The 23,186-nt window shown below is 53.4% G+C and carries 16 protein-coding genes; 11 read left to right on the top strand and 5 right to left on the bottom strand.

Annotated elements, in window-relative coordinates; all coding sequences use genetic code 11:
• The first annotated feature begins 24 nt into the window (after positions 1 to 24).
• Together ACUVOF_RS20470 and ACUVOF_RS20465 are read left to right on the top strand one after the other, a co-directional pair.
• On the top strand, positions 25 to 5,946 hold the full coding sequence (locus tag ACUVOF_RS20470; protein WP_447046099.1) for a retention module-containing protein: 5,922 nt from the start codon (positions 25 to 27) through the stop codon (positions 5,944 to 5,946).
• Between the two features lie 87 nt (positions 5,947 to 6,033).
• A complete protein-coding gene (locus ACUVOF_RS20465) occupies positions 6,034 to 6,357 on the top strand; it encodes a tryptophan synthase subunit beta like protein (protein WP_447046098.1) in 324 nt (107 codons plus the stop codon).
• Positions 6,358 to 6,423: 66 nt separating this feature from the next.
• Here the strand turns inward: ACUVOF_RS20465 and ACUVOF_RS20460 are convergent, their stop codons facing one another.
• The 3 genes from ACUVOF_RS20460 to ACUVOF_RS20450 all read right to left on the bottom strand — a co-directional run bounded on the left by ACUVOF_RS20460 (position 6,424) and on the right by ACUVOF_RS20450 (position 9,843).
• The gene (locus ACUVOF_RS20460; RefSeq protein WP_447046097.1) at positions 6,424 to 8,328 is read right to left on the bottom strand and encodes a bifunctional diguanylate cyclase/phosphodiesterase; all 1,905 of its coding nucleotides are present in this window, start codon (positions 8,326 to 8,328) and stop codon (positions 6,424 to 6,426) included.
• Between the two features lie 14 nt (positions 8,329 to 8,342).
• Positions 8,343 to 9,047, bottom strand: a complete 705-nt coding sequence (locus tag ACUVOF_RS20455) for a transglutaminase-like cysteine peptidase (RefSeq protein WP_447046096.1) — start codon at positions 9,045 to 9,047, stop codon at positions 8,343 to 8,345.
• 94 nt (positions 9,048 to 9,141) lie between these two features.
• A complete protein-coding gene (locus ACUVOF_RS20450) occupies positions 9,142 to 9,843 on the bottom strand; it encodes an arylesterase (protein ID WP_447046095.1) in 702 nt (233 codons plus the stop codon).
• 76 nt (positions 9,844 to 9,919) lie between these two features.
• Here ACUVOF_RS20450 and ACUVOF_RS20445 point away from each other — a divergent pair, with 76 nt between their 5' ends.
• The 4 genes from ACUVOF_RS20445 to ACUVOF_RS20430 all read left to right on the top strand — a co-directional run bounded on the left by ACUVOF_RS20445 (position 9,920) and on the right by ACUVOF_RS20430 (position 15,477).
• Entirely contained in the window at positions 9,920 to 10,729 is an 810-nt protein-coding gene (locus tag ACUVOF_RS20445) for an ABC transporter ATP-binding protein (RefSeq protein ID WP_447046094.1), read from the top strand.
• A complete protein-coding gene (locus tag ACUVOF_RS20440) occupies positions 10,726 to 13,317 on the top strand; it encodes an ABC transporter permease (RefSeq protein WP_447046093.1) in 2,592 nt (863 codons plus the stop codon). Before ACUVOF_RS20445 ends, ACUVOF_RS20440 begins: the two co-directional genes overlap by 4 nt.
• Positions 13,318 to 13,546: 229 nt before the next feature.
• A complete protein-coding gene (locus ACUVOF_RS20435; RefSeq protein WP_447046092.1) occupies positions 13,547 to 14,452 on the top strand; it encodes an alpha/beta fold hydrolase in 906 nt (301 codons plus the stop codon).
• A gap of 14 nt (positions 14,453 to 14,466) precedes the next feature.
• Entirely contained in the window at positions 14,467 to 15,477 is a 1,011-nt protein-coding gene (locus tag ACUVOF_RS20430) for a patatin-like phospholipase family protein (RefSeq protein WP_447046091.1), read from the top strand.
• Positions 15,478 to 15,480: 3 nt separating this feature from the next.
• Here ACUVOF_RS20430 and ACUVOF_RS20425 read toward each other — a convergent pair whose 3' ends face one another.
• Positions 15,481 to 16,050, bottom strand: a complete 570-nt coding sequence (locus ACUVOF_RS20425; protein ID WP_447046090.1) for a Smr/MutS family protein — start codon at positions 16,048 to 16,050, stop codon at positions 15,481 to 15,483.
• A 163-nt stretch (positions 16,051 to 16,213) separates the two neighbouring features.
• Here ACUVOF_RS20425 and prmB point away from each other — a divergent pair, with 163 nt between their 5' ends.
• The 5 genes from prmB (at position 16,214) to phaC (ending at position 21,515) form a co-directional block, all read left to right on the top strand.
• Positions 16,214 to 17,173, top strand: a complete 960-nt coding sequence (prmB, locus tag ACUVOF_RS20420; protein ID WP_447046089.1) for a 50S ribosomal protein L3 N(5)-glutamine methyltransferase — start codon at positions 16,214 to 16,216, stop codon at positions 17,171 to 17,173.
• Positions 17,174 to 17,186: 13 nt separating this feature from the next.
• Positions 17,187 to 18,278 carry a chorismate synthase gene (gene aroC, locus ACUVOF_RS20415; protein WP_113271135.1) on the top strand — a complete coding sequence of 364 codons (1,092 nt, stop codon included), beginning with the start codon at positions 17,187 to 17,189 and terminating at the stop codon, positions 18,276 to 18,278.
• Between the two features lie 101 nt (positions 18,279 to 18,379).
• Positions 18,380 to 18,829, top strand: a complete 450-nt coding sequence (locus tag ACUVOF_RS20410; protein WP_447046088.1) for a hypothetical protein — start codon at positions 18,380 to 18,382, stop codon at positions 18,827 to 18,829.
• Between the two features lie 215 nt (positions 18,830 to 19,044).
• Complete coding sequence (locus tag ACUVOF_RS20405; RefSeq protein ID WP_447046087.1) at positions 19,045 to 19,455, top strand: phasin family protein; 411 nt, start codon at positions 19,045 to 19,047, stop codon at positions 19,453 to 19,455.
• Positions 19,456 to 19,571: 116 nt separating this feature from the next.
• Positions 19,572 to 21,515, top strand: a complete 1,944-nt coding sequence (gene phaC, locus ACUVOF_RS20400; RefSeq protein ID WP_447046086.1) for a class I poly(R)-hydroxyalkanoic acid synthase — start codon at positions 19,572 to 19,574, stop codon at positions 21,513 to 21,515.
• 80 nt (positions 21,516 to 21,595) lie between these two features.
• Here the strand turns inward: phaC and ahpF are convergent, their stop codons facing one another.
• A complete protein-coding gene (ahpF, locus tag ACUVOF_RS20395; protein ID WP_447046085.1) occupies positions 21,596 to 23,152 on the bottom strand; it encodes an alkyl hydroperoxide reductase subunit F in 1,557 nt (518 codons plus the stop codon).
• Positions 23,153 to 23,186 lie beyond the last annotated feature (34 nt).

Genomic DNA, 23,186 nt, shown 5'->3' with positions numbered 1-23,186 from the left:
TCTATATTCGTTCGGGAGAACTACATGGCAACTGCAACCATTATTTCAATGTCAGGTCAGGCTTGGGCACGAGACGAAGCAGGCAACTTGCGTGAGCTAAGTATTGGTGATGTGTTGCAAGAGGGTGAAGTCCTCATTACTTCCAGTAATGGCAGTGTAGAACTGGATTTTGCTGATGGTAGCGGGCTCAACTTAGTCGAAGGTGGCCAGCAGGTTGTCGTTACTCCCGAGATGGCCAATGAATCTGTAGTAACGACTGAAGATTCAAGTGTATTAGATGAAGACCTTGAGACGCTGTTAACAGCGTTGGACGACGAAGATGGCGATCTGCTCGAAATTCTTGATGCGACGGCCGCTGGTGCTGGTGTTGGTGGCGGTGGTGGTGGCAGCCACGACTTCGTTCGTGTGGCGCGTATTAGCGAGGAAACAGGATCTCTGAGTTTCGAAACGTCAGGTGGCCTTGAAGAGGGGGAGTTCATTGACATCGGCGGTGATCCCTCTGCGGCAGCGGCCGAAGAGGTTGAGCCTACTCCAGAGCCTGGCACTGGCTTATCTGGCACGATCACACTTAGCGTTCCGCAACAGGTCACCGAAGGTCAACCTATTACTGTTACGGCAACTGTTAGTAACGCTCCCCAAGATAGTCCGCTGGTCATTACACTAAGTAATGGTCAGCAGATCACTATTGCCGTAGGTGAAGTCACCGGTAGCGTGACCTTCGACAGCCGCCCGGACGACTTTTATGTTCAAGGTGACGAGCCACAATCGTTAACTATCTCAGATGCTACTGGCGGTGGGTACGACACTCTAGATACTACAGCAACTGATACAGTAACTGTGGTTGACGATAATGATGCTACGACTATAACGCTGAGTGGGCCTGAACAGGTCACCGAAGGTGATTCAATTACGATCACCGCTAGCGTGGATAATGCACCGGTAACTGATCTCACAATTACTCTGAGTAATGGTGAGCAGATTACTATTGCTGCAGGTGCCACCAGTGGGGAGATAACTTTCACCTCTCGTGATGATGACGAGTTTCAACAGGGTAATACGCCTCTCGCGGTGAGTATCACTGAGACTGAGGGTGGTAATTATGAGGCCCTTAATACCGATAGTACCGCAACGGTCAATGTGGTAGATGATAGCGATACCGTTAATGCAACGCTCACCTCTACGTTAGCAACCGGCAGTAACGAAGACGGCGCCACGGTGATCTACACCATTACGCTGGGCACCGCCCCGACAACAGCTGAGACTTTCACTTTCGATGTTAATGGTGAGCAGCAAACTATTACAGTAGAGGCGGGTGCCATCAGTGGTACCACCGAATTTACATTCAGCGATCCGGACGTGTTCATTGATAGTGACACTATTCCGGCACCGACCAACCTTGAGAGTAGCAACGACAGTGGCTACGAAAACCTTAATTTAGTTAATAGTGCCACCGCACATGAAGTCGTCGACACCATCGACACCGTCACCGCCACCCTGAGTGCTGACACCGCCAGTGTCGCCGAAGGCGGCACCGTCACCTACACCGTCACCCTGACCGGCCCGCAAGGCGCCGACCTCAGCGGCCACAACGGCCTTGAGTTCCGTCTTGCCGACGGCTCCCTGGTGACCATCGCCGCCGGTGAACTCAGTGGCAGCGCCACCGTGACCGCCGCCGATGACGCCTTCGAAGGCGGCCAGGCCACCCTGGTCAACAGCATCGCCGCGGTCGAGAACGACAGCGACAGCGAGTTCGAAGACCTCGCCACCGCCGGTGAGACCCGCGTCACCGTCACCGACGAACCCGGCACCCCGGGCAACCCCGGCGAGCCCGGCACGCCCAATGGCGGCGACGCCATCACCGTCAACATCGTGGCCGACCAGGCCGAGTTCACCGAAGCCGAGCAGCAGACCTTCACGGTCAGCCTCAGCGAAGCCGTGGACCGCGACGTCACCGTCACCCTGGACGGCGGCAACACCGTCACCATCGCCGCCGGCGAGACCGAGACCACTTACACCCGTGAGCCGCAAGGCGACGACGTGTTCGTCGACGGCGAGACCGTCACCGTGGCCCTGGAAAGTGCCGCCGCCACTGACGGCACCGCGTTCGAGAACGTCACCCTGGGCGACGCCGCCGAAATCACCGTCGTTGACACCATCGACACCGTCACCGCCACCCTGAGTGCTGACACCGCCAGTGTCGCCGAAGGCGGCACCGTCACCTACACCGTCACCCTGACCGGCCCGCAAGGCGCCGACCTCAGCGGCCACAACGGCCTTGAGTTCCGTCTTGCCGACGGCTCCCTGGTGACCATCGCCGCCGGTGAACTCAGTGGCAGCGCCACCGTGACCGCCGCCGATGACGCCTTCGAAGGCGGCCAGGCCACCCTGGTCAACAGCATCGCCGCGGTCGAGAACGACAGCGACAGCGAGTTCGAAGACCTCGCCACCGCCGGTGAGACCCGCGTCACCGTCACCGACGAACCCGGCACCCCGGGCAACCCCGGCGAGCCCGGCACGCCCAATGGCGGCGACGCCATCACCGTCAACATCGTGGCCGACCAGGCCGAGTTCACCGAAGCCGAGCAGCAGACCTTCACGGTCAGCCTCAGCGAAGCCGTGGACCGCGACGTCACCGTCACCCTGGACGGCGGCAACACCGTCACCATCGCCGCCGGCGAGACCGAGACCACTTACACCCGTGAGCCGCAAGGCGACGACGTGTTCGTCGACGGCGAGACCGTCACCGTGGCCCTGGAAAGTGCCGCCGCCACTGACGGCACCGCGTTCGAGAACGTCACCCTGGGTGACGCCGCCGAGACCCGCGTGGTTGACACCATCGACACTACTACACTCACATTGAACGATGTCACAGTAAAAGAGGGGACAGGCACCGCTACCATCTCCGCCACGCTAAGCAACGCGGCAGGCAAAGAATTCACTGTTTCTCTGAGCAACGGCGCCACTATTACATTTGCTGAAGGCGAGACTGAAGGCACCTCAACGCCGTTCGGTATCCAGGGTGATGACGTCTACAAGGATGGAGAGAGCTATGTTATCAGCGTAACCGATAACGGCGATCACAACTTTGAGAATCTCGACAGCCACGACACCTCCACCGTAACGGTCAACGACACTATCGATACTACCTATGTCGATATCACCGCTATCGTGACCAAAACATCCGAGATTAACGTTGGCAATGTAGATAACACTGACAGCTTCACCGTGACGGCTTACCGAACTGATGGCGTAAAGGGAGTTATCTCCCAAGTGACAGGCACTAACCATGATGGCTTTGGTGTCGTAGGTACGACTTCCGGTAGTGGTGCCAGCAGCGAGCTCGGTTATGTTAACGATAGCGTTGGTAGTGAATCTATCGTCGTTGCCTTTAACAATGAAGTAAAAACCTTCGACGTTCAGTTCGCATGGCGTAACAACAACGAGAGGGCAAAAGTCGAATTCTTCGATAAAGATGGAAACTCTGTCGGCTGGGCAATTGTGTCGGGTGGCGGAACATCTACGGATGCTTTGGTGACCTATTACGATGCTGAGGGAACAATTACCAAAACTGAAAGCGCACCTGGCGGGTCAGACCAAGTTGATAACTCATATACCTTTGAGCCAGGCAGTGGCGAAACATTTACTCGGGCCGAGTTTACGGCGGTGGGTAACGATGACGATTATTTAATCCACTCCATCAATTATAAGGAAGTGATGGATGGTGAAGCCTCAAGCATCGGGGGGGCATCTGAGGTTATCTTTGAAATAGAGACATCTAATCCACCCGATGAAAGTCAATATACCTTTGAAGGGAATGATTTCCCGACAGCGAAGGTATTAATTGGTGGCGAGGAGTACATTGTCAAGCTCGATCGCAATGGCAAGGGCACAGTAGCCGTTGAAACAGACGGTTCTACTGACCTCACCGCTGAAGTTATCGAAGTCAATGGAAACTTCGAAGCGGTTGATGTACCGGTTAGTCTGACGCTTTACAAAGGGGAGTTGGAAGTCGGTGATAATGGCGATAATGACTCTCTACAAGGTGGGCCTGGCAACGATATTGTTGTAGGGGACACTGGTGGTACCGTCACGACTGTTCAGCCTGGCAAGAATTATAATATTGCGCTGGTTGTTGATACCTCAGGCTCAATGACGTTTGATTTAAATGGTAAAGAGACTAATGTCTCGTATAACGATACCCGCATGAAGCTGACTATCGACGCTTTGAAAAACTTGGCAAACCAGGTTGCCGAACATGATGGTGTGGTGAATGTGTCATTGATCGGTTTTTCTGCAACAGCAACAGCTTGGGCTTTGAATGATCTAACAACTGCTAATGTTGAGCAGTTGATATCCAAGATTGAAGCCCTCACGGCTGATGGTAGTACCAACTATGAGGCGGCATTTGATAAAGCCTCGGATTGGTTCAATGAACAGCCAAAGTCGGCCAGTGATGGAAAAGAATTCAAAAATTTAACTTATTTTCTGACGGATGGAGACCCGACGGTTAGCAACAATGGTTCCTATGGCAGCGCAAATAGAACCGATGACGGGGATATGCGAGATGCGATCGAGGCCTTCGCTTCTTTAAGGGAGCAGGGCGAGGTACATGCCATTGGTATAGGTAAAGATACTACCGAAAGTAATCTTAAGTACTTTGATAATACGGGCGAGCTTAGTTGGGTAAAAGCACCTTACGGTATTCCCTCGGAAACACTGGCTAATTTCAGTAACAATAGTGGCTGGGGTAACGCAAGTAACTGGGATAAGCCCTCATCAGGTGGAAGCTTAAGCCGGGAAGCCTTTCGTGGAAATGGCTATATGACTATTTCTGATACATCGGTGAACCAGTCTGCCTATGAGGTTGCTACTCCTCAGTTTAATATCGCAACTGGTCAATATGCCGGAGTTTCGTTCCAATATAATGCCTATCTTTCGCGTGGCGACAGTGCTGTCTGGAAGCTACAAAAGCTGGAAGGCAATAGCTGGAGAGATATTGACGGCCAAGGCGGGACATTAACTGGGAATGACATAGCTAAAACTGACATCCTGGAGCAAGGTACCTACCGTCTAGAATTTAGTGTTGACGACCGTACTGGAGGTTGGTTTGCTAGTGATGCACGACTTGAGATTGATAATGTCACCCTGACACCTTATGTCCCTCAAGGCGAAGTGAATATTATTAACAGCGCTGAGGAGCTGGAAGCAGCCCTGAAGGGTGGTTCTAGTAGCACCGAACTAGCCGAATTGGGCAATGATGTCATTAACGGCGGCGATGGTAATGACATTATTTTTGGCGACACCATCAATACTGATGCCTTGAGTTGGGAAGGTCGAGAGCTGCCCGAGGGGGCAGGTATGACGGCCCTTAAGGAATTCTTGAAAGTCAGCAATGGTGGAAACGAGCCGACCGAACAGCAGTTATATGACTACATTAATGCCGGGCAAGCGGAGTTCAATGTAGCAAATGATACGCGTGGCGGGGATGATACGTTGTACGGCGGTAAAGGGGATGACATTCTCTATGGTCAGGGCGGCGATGATATTCTAGTCGGTGGTGAAGGCGACGATATCCTCTTCGGGGGTGCAGGAGCTGACACTTTCAAGTGGGACTTGAATGATCAGGGTACATCGAATAGTCCTGCTGAAGACCAGGTGATGGATTTCAGCCTGGGTAAATTTGGTGTTGATGGTGAAGCGGATCGTCTAGACCTAGCGGATCTTCTACAAGACCAAGGCAGCGGAAGTATTGACGACTATATTTTTGCCGAACAGCAGGGTGGTGACACTGTGCTTCATGTTAAGTCTGGTGGTGGTTTGGCAGCGGATGGTAGCAATGCTGATCAACATATCGTTTTGAAAGGAGTGGAGATGTCGCAAGGCGGAAACTCTTCAGACTTTATTCAAAGTATGTTGGACAATGATCAGTTAAAAATCGACCAGTAAAATACCGATGTCATAAGGTATAGTTGGAGGGCCGCCCTTTAAGGGGCGGCTCTCTTGCATAAAGCAAGGCTTTTAAGGAATTTAAACATGCTCTATACCAAGCGCAGTATGTCCGGCGAGATCGTCATGCTCAGCAAAGACCCAACGCCTGAGTGTAGTGAAACAGTTGCGCCCGACTCACCTGAGGTGCTTGCGTTTTTAGCCGATCAGCCCGGTTCTTCCGCACACTTTATAGCGTCTGACTTAGCGTTTGTGCGAGTCGTCGAAGATATTTTGGAAGTGCTACTAGAGAAAGGAATTATTACGTTTACTGACCTGCCGGAAGCAGCGCAGGCCAAAGTAATGGAACGTAAGTCGTTGCGGGTAAAAAACAATGTCGACTTGTTTGGGGGTGACAGCGACACTATTTAGCGCTTTTTGCTATCCAGTGCCGCTGCCTTCTTTATTACGTTAATCCTCATCAGTACAGAGTGGAAATTACTCGTAATGCACGCCTGGCCCGGTCGCGCCATCGACACCCACATGGAACAGGCAGGCGAGTTCTTCATCGTTTATGACGCCTTCCCCTATTACCTGAATCCCGAGTGAATGGCAAAGCGTGGTCATGCCGCGCACGATGGATTGCTGTTCGTTTGAAGCATGTAGGGAGTGAATAAGGCTACTGTCCACTTTTAAGTAGGCAAGCCCAACGTCATGCAAATCCGCGAGCTTGGAAAACTCTGCGCCCACATGCTCAATGCCAAACGTGCAACCAAGCGGGCGTAAGGCGTCACACAGTCCCCGCAAGCTACCAATCGCATGTGTACTAAGCGTGGCGGGTACTTCAAAGCAGAGTTGCTTGGCAAGCAATGGCTGGGATACCAGCAGTGCACGCAGGTCGTTGACAAATTGCGTATTGGTAATGGATGCCGCAGAGAGATTAATGCCAATCGGTTTCAAGTCAGTTTGTAGGTTGCTCAGTGCCTTTTTGATCACGGCTAAATCAAGCGCTGGCTCCATATCAAATCGGGTTATCCAGGGAATGAAAACACCGGCAGTTTGCCATTCCCCACCTAGTTTTAAGCGCGCCGGACATTCGTAGTGGAGAATGTTCCCTTGGGCATTAATCACGGGGAAGTAAGCCAATTCCGGCCCTACCAGAATTGCTGCTTCCAGCGCTGATCGCCATTCTGCACGACTATTATAAAGCGAGACACGCTCGCGCTGACGTACCACTACCTGCTTATGCGAGGTTAGGCTTTCGGCTTGAGCCAAGGCATCATCCAGCGTTGCCAGAAGTGTCGCACGCTCATCATGAGGCGCATAAGGTATAATGGCCGTAGGCAAGAGAACATCGCCGCTAGGCGCCGTTTCGACCACTTTCTCCAGCGCTGAGATAACATGCTGCTTAACCTGCTCGGTATCGTCGGCCAGCGGCAGCATAAAAATAAAATCACTCCCGTTAAGGCGGCCTATTATGGGTTCTACCGACACCTTATCCAATTGCCCCAACTGCGTGACCAGGGTGCTTAGTAGCTGATCGGTATCGGCGTAACCCAACTGTTCATTGAGCGTCTCTAATTCAAGTACGCGTACCATAATCAACATGCCTGTTGCCCGCGCATCATTACTGCTTAACTGGGAGGAAAGTTTACCCATAAACACATCGCGGTTAAGCGCACCGGTGACGCGATCATGCTGTAAATGGCGGCGGAGCTCATCCAGCTTATGCCCTTCGTGAATCAACATCTGATGAACATTAGCTGACAGCATGTTCATTGCTTGGGTGACTTGCCGCAATTCCAGCGTGTGTGGTTCTTGAACGGTGGTAAAACGCCGTGCGCTGATATCTTGCGCCTGAGCAACCACCCGTGAAAGAGGGTGTTTAATGCCGCGAACCAACACAGTCGCCATTGCTAGGCTGATCGCACCCGCCAGTAAAAACCAAGCGGCTAGTTCTAATGTACTCCGCCATAACGAGGCATAGGCAAAGCTGTGTTGGCTTTCAAGTTCCAGCGTGCCGAACTGCCGCCACCCGTCTTGAATCGTCGCTGTGCCACTGGGTACATCAAACTCGACAAGCTGACGAAACCAGACAGGCGTTTCGCCTGAATACTCTTCGGCTGAACGCTCAATAAGCACGCTTCCATCCGTATCCCTCAGCGTAATTCGGCGGTAATAGCCGGTATCAAATTGAGCCGCTATCAATAGCTCCAACGTCACCAGTTCTTTTTCGAGCTGGCTCATAGATAGGGCCAGTGCGGTGACATTGTCTTCATTCTTGATGCGTACTTCCTGCTCGATGTAGTCGCGGCTAGTGGTAATGCTAATGGCGAGGCTACCAATGAAGGACAGCACTAGCAGGGCGATAATGGCAAGCCAAAGTTGTTTTATAAGTGACATCGTGCCAATTCCTTTTAAATGAAACCCTGGGTTTGCATACGCTCAATGACGCTGCGCCAACGTGATAGCCGAGCCAATGGATCGGCGCGAGATTCAGATGAACCGCCAGCCCAAAGGCCATCGCTATTAAAACTGAACAGTGGGTCGAGATCAGTACGCTGAGAGGCGGGGGTAATGGAAGGTACAATATTATCCAGTACCAACGGTTCTGCGTCGGGGGTCGAGTAATAACCTAACACCATGTGAGCTTGGGTAATTTGACTACGGCCTATGCGAGCTCGAACATAAATCATGCGTAGATACTGGCTAGTAACACCCAATTGCTTAAGGGTTATGTACTTAGCGATTGAGTAGTCCTCACAATCCCCCTGACCTTTACCCAGTGCCTCCAAGGGCGTAGCCCAGTAATCCTCTTCTCCCCAAACGCGAATATCATCCACCCACCGGATACGACGATTAAAAAAATCGTTAACACCGCGCAATTGCGCTTGGACTGCCTGGTTTTGTAATTGCTGTAGTAGGGCAAGCCACTCTTCTAATACGGACAGACCGGCTTGCCCATACTTTTGCTGCATGCTTTGGCGAAGGCGTTGGGGGTCAAAAGCTGAAGCGGGGGTAGGATGGATTCCAAGACCAAGGCCTAACCATAGCGCTCCGACAGTTGCTAAGAACTGCCGACGCGACAAGGCGGTGGGGCTATGATCTGAGGAAGCGGGCATGAGTCGCCGTTAGTAGCCGTCAAATAGGGCTTAAGATTACAAGTTGACGGGGTGAAGCGCTACATTTCTCAACCAAAAGGGTGGTGCAATTTACTTATTCAACTGCTGCTTGCTGGGTGGTTGTTAGTAGCGGTTCAAGCTCAGGCCAAACATTCTCTAAAATAATCGGTTGAGCTTCAGCCGTAGGGTGAATGCCGTCGCTCTGCATTAAGCCTTTGTTTAAAGCGATGTCCTCAAGCAGAAAAGGCACTATTGCTACATCATATTCCTCAGCCAATGAATGGAAAACACCGGTAAAGGCATCTCGGTACGCTTGGCCATAGTTAGGCGGAATGTCGATGCCTAACAGCAGCACCTGAGCGCCTAATTCTTGGCTTTGTTCAATCATATTGGCTAAGTTAGTCTGCATTTGATTGGGCGCTAAACCACGCAAGCCGTCATTGCCGCCCAGCTCAAGTAGAACAATATCCGGTTGATGCTGTCGAAGAATGTCAGTGAACCTTTGCAAACCTCCGGATGTTGTTTCACCGCTGATGCTGGCGTTAATAACGTGTGCATCGCCTTCCAAGCGCTCTGCCAGCAGGCTTACCCAGCCCTCTTCTCGCTCAATACCGTAGGCGGCGCTTAAACTATCGCCCATCACTAAAAGAGCAGGGGCTTGTCCTGTATTGACTTGTTCTGTGTTGACAGGCTCTGCGTTGATTGATGATGAGGCAACAGTGACTATCAGCAACACCAGCCATCCGGTTACTATGCGGTTCAGACCTTGCCATGCCACAGGGATGCCACGCTTCATGTCTTACTCCTCAAGTTCAAACTCCTCACGTTCAAGCTCCTCAGATAAAACTGCAAATTCTTCTACGGATACATCGATGTCTAGCGTGTCACCCTTCGGTGCGGGCCAGCCTAATACCGACAACCAATCGGCAGGCGATGTTCCTCAAGGCAGCATTGGTGCTTCCTACGGGGCGACAAGGCAACCTGTGCTGCACGCTGACAAGCTGTCTAAAAAAGTGACTAGCGGCGAACGTTCACTCACTATCTTACACGACCTATCCCTTAGCGTAGCGGCGGGTGAGAGCGTGGCGATACTGGGTAAAAGTGGCGCAGGCAAATCAACGCTGTTGGGGCTGTTAGCCGGCCTTGATACGCCGAGCGACGGTGAACTGACCCTATTTGGCCATGCGCTGAGCCGCTTGGATGAAGATGGGCGTGCAGCGCTGCGGGCAGGGCGTGTGGGTTTTGTTTTTCAGAATTTTCAATTACTGCCTACCTTGAGTGCGCTTGAAAACGTCATGCTGCCGCTTGAGCTGTCGCCTCGCGCCGGGGAGACACAAACCGCCATCAAGTGGGTAGAACGCGTTGGGCTTGGCGAACGGGTAAACCACTTACCCAAACAGCTTTCCGGTGGCGAGCAACAGCGCGTGGCCGTTGCTCGCGCTTTCGTGACCGACCCCGAACTGGTATTTGCCGATGAGCCAACCGGCAATTTAGATCCAGAGACGGGTGCGCAAATCATTGATCTACTCTTCTCATTAAACCGTGAGGCGGGCACCACGCTTATTTTAGTCACTCATGACCATGCTTTGGCGCGACGCTGTGATCGTTGCTTGCGTTTGGAGCATGGCCGTCTGGAGTCCTTTGTGCCTGCAGCTGCTCTCAACGAAGAGGAGATCCAATGAGCGATGTGAACTGGCGTTTGGCGATGCGCAGTCTCAAACGAGACCTGCGTGCCGCTGATGTGCGTGCGCTATTTGTTGCCCTCGTATTGGCTGTAGCGGCGTCTACAATGATTGCGTTTTTTCTTGATCGTTTAGAGCGTGGCCTGGAACGTCAGGCAGGGCAAATGCTGGGGGGCGACCTGGTACTGGAACAGCGTGATCCGTTTTCTGCTGATTTGCGCGAACGCCTTGAGAATGCGGGCTTTATACTTAGCGATCAAGTGGATCTGGTGTCGATGATTAGTCGTGGTGGGCGTTTTCAACCTGCCAGCCTAAAAGCCGTGGATGATGTCTACCCCCACTACGGCACCTCATACGTCGATTTTGGTGATGGCACCGAACAAATAGCCTCAGGCCCGCCGCCTGGAGAGGCATGGGCGGATCCACGCTTGATAGAGCTGATCGAGATAGAGCTGGGTGATCGGGTCCAAGTGGGCCAAACCGAGCTTGCAGTGACGGGGATCATCGAACGCGAAGCGGACCAGTCCGGCGGCTTTGGTAATTTTAACCCACGCTTGATGATCAACACGGCGGATGTCGAAGCCACGGGGCTGGTTCAAGAAGGCTCGCGCATTGAGTTTGAGATTTTAGCGGCAGGTCCGCCTGCCGCGCTCGATCAAGTGCAAGAATTACTTGCTGAGCTACGCCGCGATGGGGTAGAGGTGCGCGATGTGCGAGTGGACCGCCCACAGCTCGGTAATGCTCTGCAGCGCGCTGAAAGCTATTTAGGGCTAGCCGGTTTAGCAGCAGTATTGCTAGCGGGGGTGGCGGTGGCAATGTCTACCCGACGCTATGTAGAACGCCACCTGGATACCGCCGCGCTATTGCGCTGCTTCGGCGCGAGTCAGCGCCAATTAGTCACTATTTTCACCCTCCAGCTAATGGGGCTAGCGCTGGTAGCGGCGATTATAGGCGCTCTGCTTGGGCTAGTGGGGCAAGCAGTGCTTATCTGGTTATTGGTGAGTTTTCTCCCTATGACGCTGCCGCCACCTGGGCTCATGCCGTTGGGATTAGGTGTGTTCACTGCTCTTGCGGTGCTGGTGGGGTTTGCTGGGCCAACCCTGCTGCGTATCAAACGAGTGAGTGCATTAAAAGTGCTGCGTCGTGAGCTTGATCCACTGCCACCATCTGCTTGGCTAGTCGTCGGGGTGGCGAGTATCGTATTTGGCGGGTTGCTATGGCTCTATTCGGGCAGTTTGTCGCTGGCGATTGCACTGTTAATCGGGGGGGCGTTACTGCTTGGTGTGCTATGGATGATTAGCGCGCTGCTACTTAGCAGTTTATTGCGTGTTGTGCACCGGCTCACCGGGCGCAGTGAGTGGTCCCAGGCGCTACGCTTAGGCGGTCGCCAGCTAGCCCGTCGTCGTCAAGCGGGGCTTGGGCAATTGCTGGCATTTTCGGTGACCTTCTTTGCCATGGCGATGATTGTGTTGGTGCGTGGCGATCTGCTAAGCACATGGCAGGATCAACTGCCCGAAAATACCCCCAACTACTTTGCCATCAACATACAGCCCTCTGAGCGCGATCCCTTTGAAGCGGCGGTCTCTCCGCGGGTGGAAACCCAAAGCACCCTTTATCCCATGGTACGTGGGCGCGTCATTGCTATTAATGACCAATCACCCAGAGATGCCGTGCCGCCAGATGCCCGCGGTGACAACTCGCTGCGCCGGGAGTTAAACCTTACTTGGCAATCAGAGGTGCCCGAAGGCAATGAAGTGGTGGCAGGTGAGTGGTTTTCGCCAGCGCAGTTGGGTCGTGACGCTAACGCTGAACAAGGCACTGAAAGCGAAGGCTGGATGAGTGCTGTCGATGCAACGCAGCAGGCGGCACCGGTGCCTATTTCCATGGAGGCTGGGCTTGCTGAAAGGCTTGGGCTGAGCATCGGTGACGAAATGACGTTTTCAGTGGGTAGTGACGAAATAACCACCCAAATTACCAGTCTACGCAGCCTGAACTGGGATAGCTTCCAGCCTAATTTCTTCGTTATTTTTCCGCCGGGTGTATTGGAGCAGTTTGGCCATAGCTACATTACTGCTTTTCACCTGCCTGAGGCGGAACAGGGACTGATCCGCGAACTGATCACCGACTTTCCTGGGGTGTCCTTGCTTAACGTCGATGCGATTTTAGGCCAGGTGCGGGATGTACTCGCTCAGGTTACCCGTGCGGTTGAGTTAGTGCTCGCGTTGGTGCTGTTGGCGGGTGTGAGCGTGCTGTATGCCGCGCTAACGGCCAGCCGCCCGGTACGTGCCCATGAAAGCGGCCTGCTGCGTGTATTTGGCGCCGGTAGTCGCATGATTTCTCGGGTACAGGGCGCTGAGTACGCGCTGTTGGGCTTTGCCAGTGGATTGATGGGCGCGGTGCTTGCAGAACTGACCACCGCCGCGCTGTATATTTACCTGCTGGAGCTCACCCCGCGTTTGCACCTAGGGCTATGGGTGTTTCTTCCCGTTGGCGGTGCAGTGCTTATCGGTGTAATAGGTCATGCGCTTTCGCGGGGACTACGTCGCCAAGCGCCAGCAGCCAGCCTGGGGCTGCTCGGTGAGGCTTAGGCCGGCATGGCCTATTTTGCAAGCCAGAAACCGACCACAAGAGCGCTGATGACAACAATAAAAAAGACCAAATTACGAGCCCGGGTATCGCGATGGGGTTTCATAACGGCACCAAGTGAGTATGAAAATAAAAGAGGCGGAAGCATTGCGCCGAGCATGGTAACGTTTGTCGCTTACGCCGTCATCTTGCCTGCTTAACAACGCTGGTGTTTGTTCAGGATTGTTGATTATGCCCCAGACTGAATTTACGGCTGTACGCACTGTTGTGCCGCAGCCGCTTTCTCTTGCTCAAGGTCGCCTGGCGGCGCTAAGTTGGGGACGCTCTGACGCACCCACCTGGGTGGCTCTTCACGGCTGGCTGGATAATGCAGCCAGTTTTTCTCGCTTAGCTCCCTTGCTGGTCGACGCACTGGGTATTCGTATTGTGGCGCTCGATTTTCGAGGTCATGGCCATTCGGCACATACGCCACCAAGCGGTGACTATGCGTTATGGGACTACTGTCACGACGTACTTGATGCCATGGAAGCCCTTGGCCTGGAACAAGTTAGCTTGCTGGCCCACTCCATGGGTGCGGCAGTGGCCTGTTTGCTTGCCGCTTCACTACCTGAGCGCGTCGAGCGCTTAACACTGATCGATGGGTTGGGGGCGCTTAATACACCGATTGAAGAGACTGCCAGCCAACTGCGTAAAGGGCTAATCGCTCACCGGCGCTCGCTTTCGCGAGCGCCGCGCTACCCTGATATCGAAAGCGCTATCGCGGCCCGGGTCGCTGGTGGCGTCACGCCCGTGGATAGTATAACGGCAGCGCCACTCGTGGAACGCAACACCCAGTCTACCGCCGATGGCCATGTGCAAATGCGTACCGATAGCCGTTTGCTAAAGCCATCTTTGGTCCGCTTTACGCCCGAACAGGTGCTTACGCTGCTGGGGGAAATCAACGCCTCGGTGCTGTTAATCGAAGGGGAACAGGGGATTCTAGGCGAGCGCGCCTGGGCGGCGCAGGCGCGGCAAGCGGTAAAAGGGTTAACACGCCACGTGCTCAGCGGTGGCCACCACCTGCACCTGGAACCTCGCGCGGTAGCAAAAGTCGCCTCGGTAATCGGCGCTCACTGGTGTAAGAACGATAAGGCTTAGGGAAGGACAGCAGCATGAACGAATTGGCACATAGGAGTAGTGGTAATAAAGTCGCTCTAGTGCTGGGCAGTGGTGGTGCACGTGGGTATGCGCACATTGGTGTTATTGAAGCATTGGAAGCGCGGGGCTTTGAAATTATCGCCGTGTCAGGGTGCTCAATGGGCGCGCTGATTGGTGGCATTTATGCCGCCGGTAAATTGCCGGAATACCGCGATTGGGTGTGTACCCTCGATTACCTGGATGTGCTCAGGCTGGTTGATGTGACATGGAGCCCGATGGGCGCGATGCGCGCCAGTAAAGTCATGGGCAAGCTGGAAGCGCTGGTGGGTGATATTTTAATTGAAAATCTACCGATCCCTGTGACGACAGTTGCGACGGACCTAGTGCGTCAACGAGAAGTATGGTTTCAAAATGGCCCATTGCTACAGGCGATTCGCGCCTCAATCGCCGTGCCGGGTGTAATAACCCCGGTACATTTGGGCGAGCAGGTGTTAGTAGACGGCGGGCTACTTAATCCGCTACCCATCATGCCTGTGGTGGCGGCCCACCAGGCGGACTTTGTAGTGGCGGTCAACGTGACTGCCCATAGCCCGCTGCCGGTAACGTTGGAAGAGTTACTGCCACCCAAGGAAGAAGCTGCCGATAGCCAGACAAAAAAAGAGATCGCCCATGATCAAAGCATGGGAAATTGGATGGGTGACGTGCGTATCGCTACTCGAAAACTTTGGGCTGGCTTGGGGGCCAACGGAGAGGACGGCGAACTTGAAGAAGTCACCGAAGCGCGGGGTAAACGCGAGTGGAGTAAGCTCGATATGATATTGGAGTCATTTGATATTACCCAAGCGGCGCTGGCCAAGTACAAGGTCGCGGGTTATCCACCCGATGTGCTGATTGAAATACCTAAGACCGTCTGTAGCACTTATGAATTCCACCGCGGTAAGGACTTGATTCGCTTAGGCAGGCATTTGGCTGACGAAGCGTTGGAGCGTCGCATGCCCAGCATTGCGTCTGACGCTACCGAATAACCACTAATGGCTGCGTTTGCGCAATAGGATATACACCGCTCCGGTGCCACCGTCGAGATCAATCGCCGAGCAGAAAGCCAGTACGCCTGGCCACTCGCGTAGCCACGTATTGGTATGGCTTTTGAGGACGGGAAAGTCAGACGTAGTACCCCACGCTTTGCCGTGCACCACCAATACGCAGCGTAAACCTTGGCCCGCCGAGTCACGCAGAAAGCTCTCCAGCTCGGCGCGCGCCTCTTCCAGCGTATAGCCATGTAGATCAAGCCCTGCCTGCCATGCCGTTTGGCCGCGTTTTAACTGGCTGAAAGTACGCCACGGCAAGTCCGGTATACTGAACTCTAAATACTCAGAAGGGCGTACGGCTTCCACCCTTCCATCCGAGGTGCGCCCGTTAGACTGGGGCGCACTGTTCTCTACCGCCGCATTGCGCCGCGCTTCATGCGCCTTACCATCGCGTTTGGGCTTGCCTGGGTCGGCCTGATTGGTAGCGATACGGCGCACGCCCGCCGCCTTTAACGCATCGCGAAAGGCACTGATATCGTCATCACTAGGCAGGTGGCGGTGTCGCGTCATGGCAGGCTCGGGTGGCAGAAAACTGTGAGATAAATAAAGACGTACAGTATAGCGGGCTGAGCGTTGCTGTGAACCGGGCAGCGTGAAAGGTACAATCTTTTATTCGTCATATGGAGCAGGCTTTACTGCCTGCAACCATGAGTAACGTTACCCAGGAGTCGCTGTGTCCACGCATTTAAACGCTGAGTACTCTCACTCAACCCTTTCCCTGCCCGAGTCGGCGCTGATGAGCGATCTCTTTACGCTGCGCGACTACCTGCGCTGGGTCTCCAGCGAGTTTTACCTGGCAGGGTTACACTATGGTCACGGTACTGATTCTGCCTGGGATGAGGCGGTGGCACTATGCCTAGGCGCACTGCACCTGCCTTGGAATATTGACCCAAGCGTACTAGAAGCGCGGCTGCTGCCCGTTGAGCGCCAGCGGATTATTGCCCTGGCGCGGGAACGTATCACCACTCGCCGCCCGTTGCCCTATTTGTTAGGCGAGAGCTTTTTTGCTGGCTACCCGTTTAGCGTTGATGAACGCGTACTGATTCCGCGCTCGCCAATTGCCGAACTGATTGAAGATGGCTTTTCCGCTTGGTTTCCCGAAGAGCCACCTGCCAGTGTGCTGGATTTATGCACCGGCTCTGGCTGTATTGGTATTGCTAGCGCTCTCTATTTGTCTACCTGCGAAGTGATGCTTGCTGATATCAGCCAGGACGCTCTGGCCGTAGCGCGCCAGAACATTACCCGCCACGATGTGGGTGATCGGGTGAGGGCGGTCGAATCGGACGTGTTCAGTGGCTTAGAAGGCCGACGCTTCGATTTGATCGTTTCTAACCCGCCCTATGTCGATACGCGCGACTTGGCGGTGATGCCTGCCGAATTTCGCCATGAACCTTCATTGGCACTCGGCGCAGGTAGCGATGGCTTGGATATTGTGCGGCGCATTCTGCGTGAAGCGAGGGAACACTTAACCGATGACGGCTGGTTGATTGTAGAGGTCGGCAATTCTGATCGTCATGTGGAAACGGCATTTCCGAATGTCCCCTTCCTGTGGCTTGAATTCGAGCGTGGCGGCCAGGGTGTCTTCGCCCTGAGCGCTGCTGAACTCGACGCCCATGCGGCGTCTTTCGTATGAGGAACTAACGGCCATGTCTGGCAATACGTTTGGCAAACTATTCAGCGTCACTACTTTTGGTGAAAGCCACGGCCCTGCGCTCGGCGCCATTATAGATGGCTGCCCGCCTGGGCTGCCATTAAGCGAAGCAGATTTGCAGTATGATTTGGATCGCCGTCGGCCGGGCAGTTCAAGGCACACCACCCAGCGCAAAGAGCCTGATCAAGTGCGTATTCTGTCTGGGGTGTTTGAAGGCAAAACGACCGGCACTTCAATCGGCCTGTTAATTGAGAACACCGACCAGCGCTCTAACGACTACTCGAAAATTAAAGAGCAGTTTCGGCCAGCCCATGCGGATTACACCTACCATCATAAATATGGCCACCGAGACTATCGTGGGGGTGGCCGTTCCAGCGCCCGTGAAACGGCCATGCGGGTAGCAGCGGGGGCGATTGCCAAGAAGTATCTAGCCGCCCAGGGTGTCCAGATTCGAGGCTATATGAGCCAGTTAGGCCCTATCAAAATTGAGTTTAAACAGTGGGAATCGGTCAGTCAGAACGCTTTTTTCTGCCCTGATCCAGCGCGCGTCGCTGAACTGGAAGCCTATATGGATCAGCTACGCCGCGACCAGGATTCGGTCGGTGCCGAAATTACCGTGATTGCAGAAGGCGTACCGGTAGGGCTTGGCGAACCGGTGTTTGACCGCCTGGATGCTGATCTGGCGCATGGTTTGATGAGTATCAATGCGGTAAAAGGAATTGAGATAGGCGCTGGTTTTGGTTGTATTAATCAGCGCGGCAGTGAGCACCGTGATGAGATGACACCAGAAGGGTTCCTCTCCAATCATGCTGGCGGTGTGTTGGGAGGTATCTCCAGTGGTCAGCCCATTGTTGCTCGCTTAGCGCTAAAGCCCACCTCCAGTATCACCACGCCCGGGCGCTCTATCGATATTCATGGTCAGGCAGTCGAGGTGATCACGAAAGGACGCCATGATCCTTGCGTGGGGATTCGCGCAACGCCCATTGCTGAGGCGATGATGGCGATCACGCTGTTAGACCACTGGTTGCGTCAGCGCGGTCAAAATGGCGAGGTCAGCGTTGATACGCCGCGTTTAACTCAGCGCTAACGCAATACGGTGAGGTTTGCAGTTCACTGCTACACTCAAATAAAGCTATGTGGCAAAACATGTAGCAAAAACAATGCAGCAAACAAATGCTGGAGCCGCCTATGAAGATTAACGTTGAGTTTGATCTGACGCCAGATGAGTTTCGCCAATCATTGGGGCTTCCTAACGTCGAAGCCTTTCAGAAAAACCTGCTGGACAATATCCAGCGTCAGATGGAGTCTGGGGTAGAAGGTTACGACCCAATGAGTTTGATGCGGCCTTTCCTGCAGCAACCAATGATGCAGCAAGGGCTTTCTCAGGGACTATCCGAAGGATTGTCTCAAGGGCTAGCCAACTTCGGCACCTACCAGCAAATGATGCTGGATATGCTGCGTCAGGCGGGCAGTGCCAGCACTTCCTCGGCTGACAGTGCGGAGGCTGAGAAAGAACCGGACGCCAGTACGAAAAGTGGTGCCAACAACGCTACGGGCAGCAGCACCAAGTCGACAGCGTCGTCGCGTTCCCGGTCCGGTACAAGTTCACGTTCCACATCCAAACGTAGCGGTACATAAACACAATCAGGCAGTGCCAAGCCTGTTGAAGAAGGGCAGAGTAATTCGGCAAGGTGCATACATATTGCAACCCAAGTTTGCATGGTGTCACTGACTAACGACATTGCTGTTGCAATGCAGCATGCCAAAGATTACTCTTTTTGCGATGCAGCATAGCTACATTACGGTGAGTCACTCCAAGGCTCATGCCAAGGAACAAAATAGGAGCAGACACTATGCAAGATAATATGATGGACGCCTTTAACGCCCAAACGAAACAAATGTTTGAGCCCATGCGTAAAATTAATTCGCTAATGCTCAACAATATGGAAAAAATGACGCAGTATCAGTTGGAAGCTATGAAGCGCTACAGCCAGATGGGCACTGAGCGCATTCGTAGCGCCACGGAAATCCAGGATGCAGAAAGCCTCCGCGATTTCGGCACCAAGCAAGCCGAAATGATGAATGAACTTTCTCAGCAGATGCAGGAAGACGCTCGTGTCATGAGCGAAATGAGTCTGCAATTTAAATCTGAAATGGAAAAAATGTTCAGTGAAGCAGGGCAACAAATGTCCGACCAGGCCAAGGCGACTGCTAAAGGCGAGCAGCCTGGAAAAGCCTCTAGTCAATCATCACGTAAAAGCTGATTGGCGACATCATCGCGGCGCCTAAGGGCGCCGCGATGCATTGATTAGCTTGGTCTTTCATCCAGTAATGGCCAAAGTGTTCGGTGCGCCTGTCGCTAGGCGTAGGGAGAGTAATTATGCAATCAGCGTGGCACAATCCGTTCCAGGCTCTATCATCAGGGCTATCGCAGGGGTTGCCTCAAGGACTATCTAACGGGCTACCTCAAGGGCTACCTGATGGTTTAGCTTTAGGCTTGCCTGAAGGGTTATCGCAGGCAGAAATTGAAGCCTGGAATAATCAGCTTAAAGAGATCGGCGACCAGTACCAAGGATTGATGCAGGATTTGCTTTCCCGTATTGCCCCCAGTGAAGCCGCCGACTCAATTTACAGCGATATGCGCGAAAGCTTTGAAGCCGGTGCGAAGTCGCTGATGCAAAATCCTACCCTGCTGTGGGAAACCCAGGCTCGTTTGCTACAGGATCAATGGCTGTTATGGCAACAAGCCATGCGTGGCATGGCCGGGGAGCAAGTCACACCGCTCATTACACCGGCTAAAAGTGACCGTCGTTTTAAAGATGAAGCGTGGACCCAAGACCCGCACTACATGGCCATTATGCAGCAGTACTTGCTGTTTTCGCAGATGGTGGAAGAGTTGGTTGAAAGTTTAAGTGGATTAGACGAAACCCAGCAGCGTAACCTGATGTTTTACGCGCGCCAGCTTGTCAATGCGATGGCGCCGACTAATTTTATAACCACTAACCCTGAAGTCATGCGCCGTACACTTGAAACGCGTGGCCAGAACTTGGTCGATGGACTAGCGCGCCTACGCGAAGATTTAGGTAATTCTTCAGAAGGTATCAATGTCCGCATGACCGATCGCGGCGCCTTTGGCGTAGGCGAAAACATCGCTGTGACCCCCGGTTCGGTGGTGTATGAAAATGAACTGATCCAGTTGATCCAGTACACACCGACAACGGAAAAGACGTTTAAGACGCCGTTACTCATAGTGCCGCCTTGGATCAATAAGTATTACATCCTTGACCTGCGTGAAGACAATTCAATGGTTAAGTGGCTGGTGGATCAAGGCCATACGGTATTTTTGATCTCCTGGCGTAACCCAGGCCCTGAGCAGCGCGATATTACCTGGGCCGACTATATGCAGATGGGACCCATTAGCGCGATGGAAGCTATCGAGCAGGCTTGTGGTGAGAAGTCTGTCAATCTGCTTAGCTATTGTGTTGGTGGCACATTGGCCGCCTCTACGGTGGCATATCTCACCAGCACGCGTCGTGGGCGTAAAGTAAAGTCGGTCACTTATATGGCGACGCTGCAAGATTTTCGTGATCCGGGCGATATCGGCGTCTTTTTGAATGAACGAGTGGTCGAAGGCATAGAGCAGACGCTTGAGCTGAAAGGTTATCTGGACGGTCGCTCAATGGCCTACACTTTCAATTTGTTGCGTGAGAACGATCTGTTTTGGTCGTTTTACATCAATAATTACTTAAAAGGTGAAACGCCAGCCGCTTTTGATCTGCTTTACTGGAATACCGATGGCACCAATCTGCCTGCTGGGACGCATGCTTGGTACCTGCGCCATATGTACTTAGAAAACCGCTTGGTTGAGCCAGGTGGCATTGAATTGGATGGTGTGAAAATTGACCTGCGTAAGGTGTCCACGCCCAGCTATTTCGTATCCACCAAAGAAGACCATATCGCCAAGTGGAACAGTACCTACTATGGCGCTTTGTTACCCAAAGGGCCGGTCACATTCGTATTGGGCGGGTCAGGTCATATCGCGGGTATTGTTAACCCGCCCCATAAAAACAAGTATGGCTACTGGACCAACGATGCGCTGCCGGATAACCATGAAGCGTGGCTAGAAAATGCGACTGCTCAGGAAGGCTCATGGTGGCCCCATTGGCAAACGTGGATGACCGAGAATGGTTATGCCGATAGTGAAAAAATGGTGCCCGTGCGCCAACCTGGCGAGGGGGAGCTCAATGTGATTGAGCCGGCGCCAGGGCGTTATGTGAAGATGACGATTCCAGAGGTGCTGGGAGAAATTCCCAAGACGTCTTGATTGATCGCTAGAGAGCTAATAAAGAGGGAAGCCGAGAAAAGCCCGCTGACACATTGTCAGCGGGCTTTGTTTTGTCGTAATCAGTTACGAATCAAGTAGTCAAAAGCGCCAAGCGATGCTTTAGCACCTTCCCCCATGGCGATAATGATCTGCTTGTAAGGTACGGTCGTGACATCGCCTGCAGCAAACACACCGGGCACGGACGTCATGCCATGGGCATCGACAATGATTTCACCGCGTGGTGTCATTTCAATTGGTGAGCCTTTCAGCCACTCGGTGTTAGGCACTAAGCCAATCTGAACAAAGATACCCTCCAACGCGATGGATTTGCTTTCATCGGTCGTACGGTCTTTATAGTGCAAGCCATTAACACGGCTGCCATCGCCAGTAACTTCGGTCGTCTGTGCGTTGAGAATAATATCGACATTGGGCAAGCTCTTGAGCTTCTTCTGGAGTACTGCATCAGCACGCATTTCGCCCATAAATTCAACCAATGTGACGTGGCCGACAATGCCCGCCAGGTCAATAGCCGCCTCAACGCCCGAGTTACCGCCACCAATGACCGCTACACGCTTACCTTTGAACAGCGGGCCATCGCAGTGGGGGCAGTAAGCAACGCCTTTGTTGCGGTACTGCTGTTCACCTGGAACGTTCATTTCACGCCAACGGGCGCCTGTCGCCAACACCAGCGTTTTACTCTTGAGTTTAGCGCCTGACTCAAACGTGACTTCATGCAGACCGCCTTCCGCCTCGGCTGCTTTGAACGCAGTGGCAAGCTGCAGGTTCATGACGTCGACTTCGTAGTCTTTTACGTGCTCTTCAAGCGCGCTGACCAGCTTAGGGCCTTCTGTATGGGAAACAGAAATGAAGTTTTCAATCCCCATGGTATCGGCCACCTGACCACCGAACCGCTCAGCGGCAATACCCGTATTGATGCCTTTACGCGCCGAGTAAATGGCCGCCGCAGCGCCTGCAGGGCCGCCACCAATCACCAGTGTATCGAAGGCGGCTTTTTCGCTTAGCTTTTTAGCATCGCGTTCGGCAGCGCCGGTGTCGACTTTGGCAAGGATCTGTTCAAGGGTCATGCGGCCTTGATCGAACGGTTTGCCGTTCAGGTAGATGCTCGGCACCGACATGATTTCACGCGACTCGACTTCATCCTGAAACAGCGCCCCGTCGATAGCGACATGGCGCACGTTGGGATTGAAGATAGCCATCAGATTAAGCGCCTGAACCACGTCAGGGCAGTTCTGGCAAGAGAGCGAGTAGTACGTCTCGAACAGCATATCGCCCTCAAGCGCACGAATCTGGTCGAGTTGTTCGTCAGATGTTTTGGGCGGGTGACCGCCGACTTGCAGCAGTGCCAGTACCAACGAGGTGAACTCGTGGCCCATCGGGATGCCGGCAAACACCACGCCCGTCTCTTCACCGGGGCGGTTGATCGCAAACGACGGCGTGCGTGCATCCTGCCCATCACTGTGCAAGGTAATCTTATCGCTCAGGCTGCTGATATCTTCCAGCAGTTTGAGCAATTCTTGTGACTTGTCACCGTCATCGAGGGACGCAACGATCTCGAACGGCTGAGTCACTTTTTCCAGATACGCTTTTAACTGGGATTTTAAATTGGCGTCCAGCATGACAGTGCTTCCTCGCAGTTAACATGTCGGTGAT

Source organism: Vreelandella sp. H-I2, assembly GCF_052959335.1.
The sequence above is the reverse complement of the archived record's forward strand: the minus strand, read 5'-3'. Positions and strand labels throughout refer to the sequence as shown.

Excerpts from the sequence above, each read along its gene's own strand:
- aroC (WP_113271135.1), top strand. The coding sequence starts at position 17,187 with ATGTCTGGCAATACGTTTGGCAAACTATTCAGCGTCACTACTTTTGGT.
- ACUVOF_RS20430 (WP_447046091.1), top strand. The coding sequence starts at position 14,467 with ATGAACGAATTGGCACATAGGAGTAGTGGTAATAAAGTCGCTCTAGTG.
- ACUVOF_RS20410 (WP_447046088.1), top strand. The coding sequence starts at position 18,380 with ATGAAGATTAACGTTGAGTTTGATCTGACGCCAGATGAGTTTCGCCAA.
- ACUVOF_RS20455 (WP_447046096.1), bottom strand. The coding sequence starts at position 9,047 with ATGCCCGCTTCCTCAGATCATAGCCCCACCGCCTTGTCGCGTCGGCAG.
- ACUVOF_RS20445 (WP_447046094.1), top strand. The coding sequence starts at position 9,920 with ATGTCTAGCGTGTCACCCTTCGGTGCGGGCCAGCCTAATACCGACAAC.
- ACUVOF_RS20465 (WP_447046098.1), top strand. The coding sequence starts at position 6,034 with ATGCTCTATACCAAGCGCAGTATGTCCGGCGAGATCGTCATGCTCAGC.
- phaC (WP_447046086.1), top strand. The coding sequence starts at position 19,572 with ATGCAATCAGCGTGGCACAATCCGTTCCAGGCTCTATCATCAGGGCTA.
- ACUVOF_RS20460 (WP_447046097.1), bottom strand. The coding sequence starts at position 8,328 with ATGTCACTTATAAAACAACTTTGGCTTGCCATTATCGCCCTGCTAGTG.
- ahpF (WP_447046085.1), bottom strand. The coding sequence starts at position 23,152 with ATGCTGGACGCCAATTTAAAATCCCAGTTAAAAGCGTATCTGGAAAAA.
- ACUVOF_RS20450 (WP_447046095.1), bottom strand. The coding sequence starts at position 9,843 with ATGAAGCGTGGCATCCCTGTGGCATGGCAAGGTCTGAACCGCATAGTA.
- ACUVOF_RS20470 (WP_447046099.1), top strand. The coding sequence starts at position 25 with ATGGCAACTGCAACCATTATTTCAATGTCAGGTCAGGCTTGGGCACGA.
- ACUVOF_RS20405 (WP_447046087.1), top strand. The coding sequence starts at position 19,045 with ATGCAAGATAATATGATGGACGCCTTTAACGCCCAAACGAAACAAATG.
- ACUVOF_RS20440 (WP_447046093.1), top strand. The coding sequence starts at position 10,726 with ATGAGCGATGTGAACTGGCGTTTGGCGATGCGCAGTCTCAAACGAGAC.
- ACUVOF_RS20425 (WP_447046090.1), bottom strand. The coding sequence starts at position 16,050 with ATGACGCGACACCGCCACCTGCCTAGTGATGACGATATCAGTGCCTTT.
- ACUVOF_RS20435 (WP_447046092.1), top strand. The coding sequence starts at position 13,547 with ATGCCCCAGACTGAATTTACGGCTGTACGCACTGTTGTGCCGCAGCCG.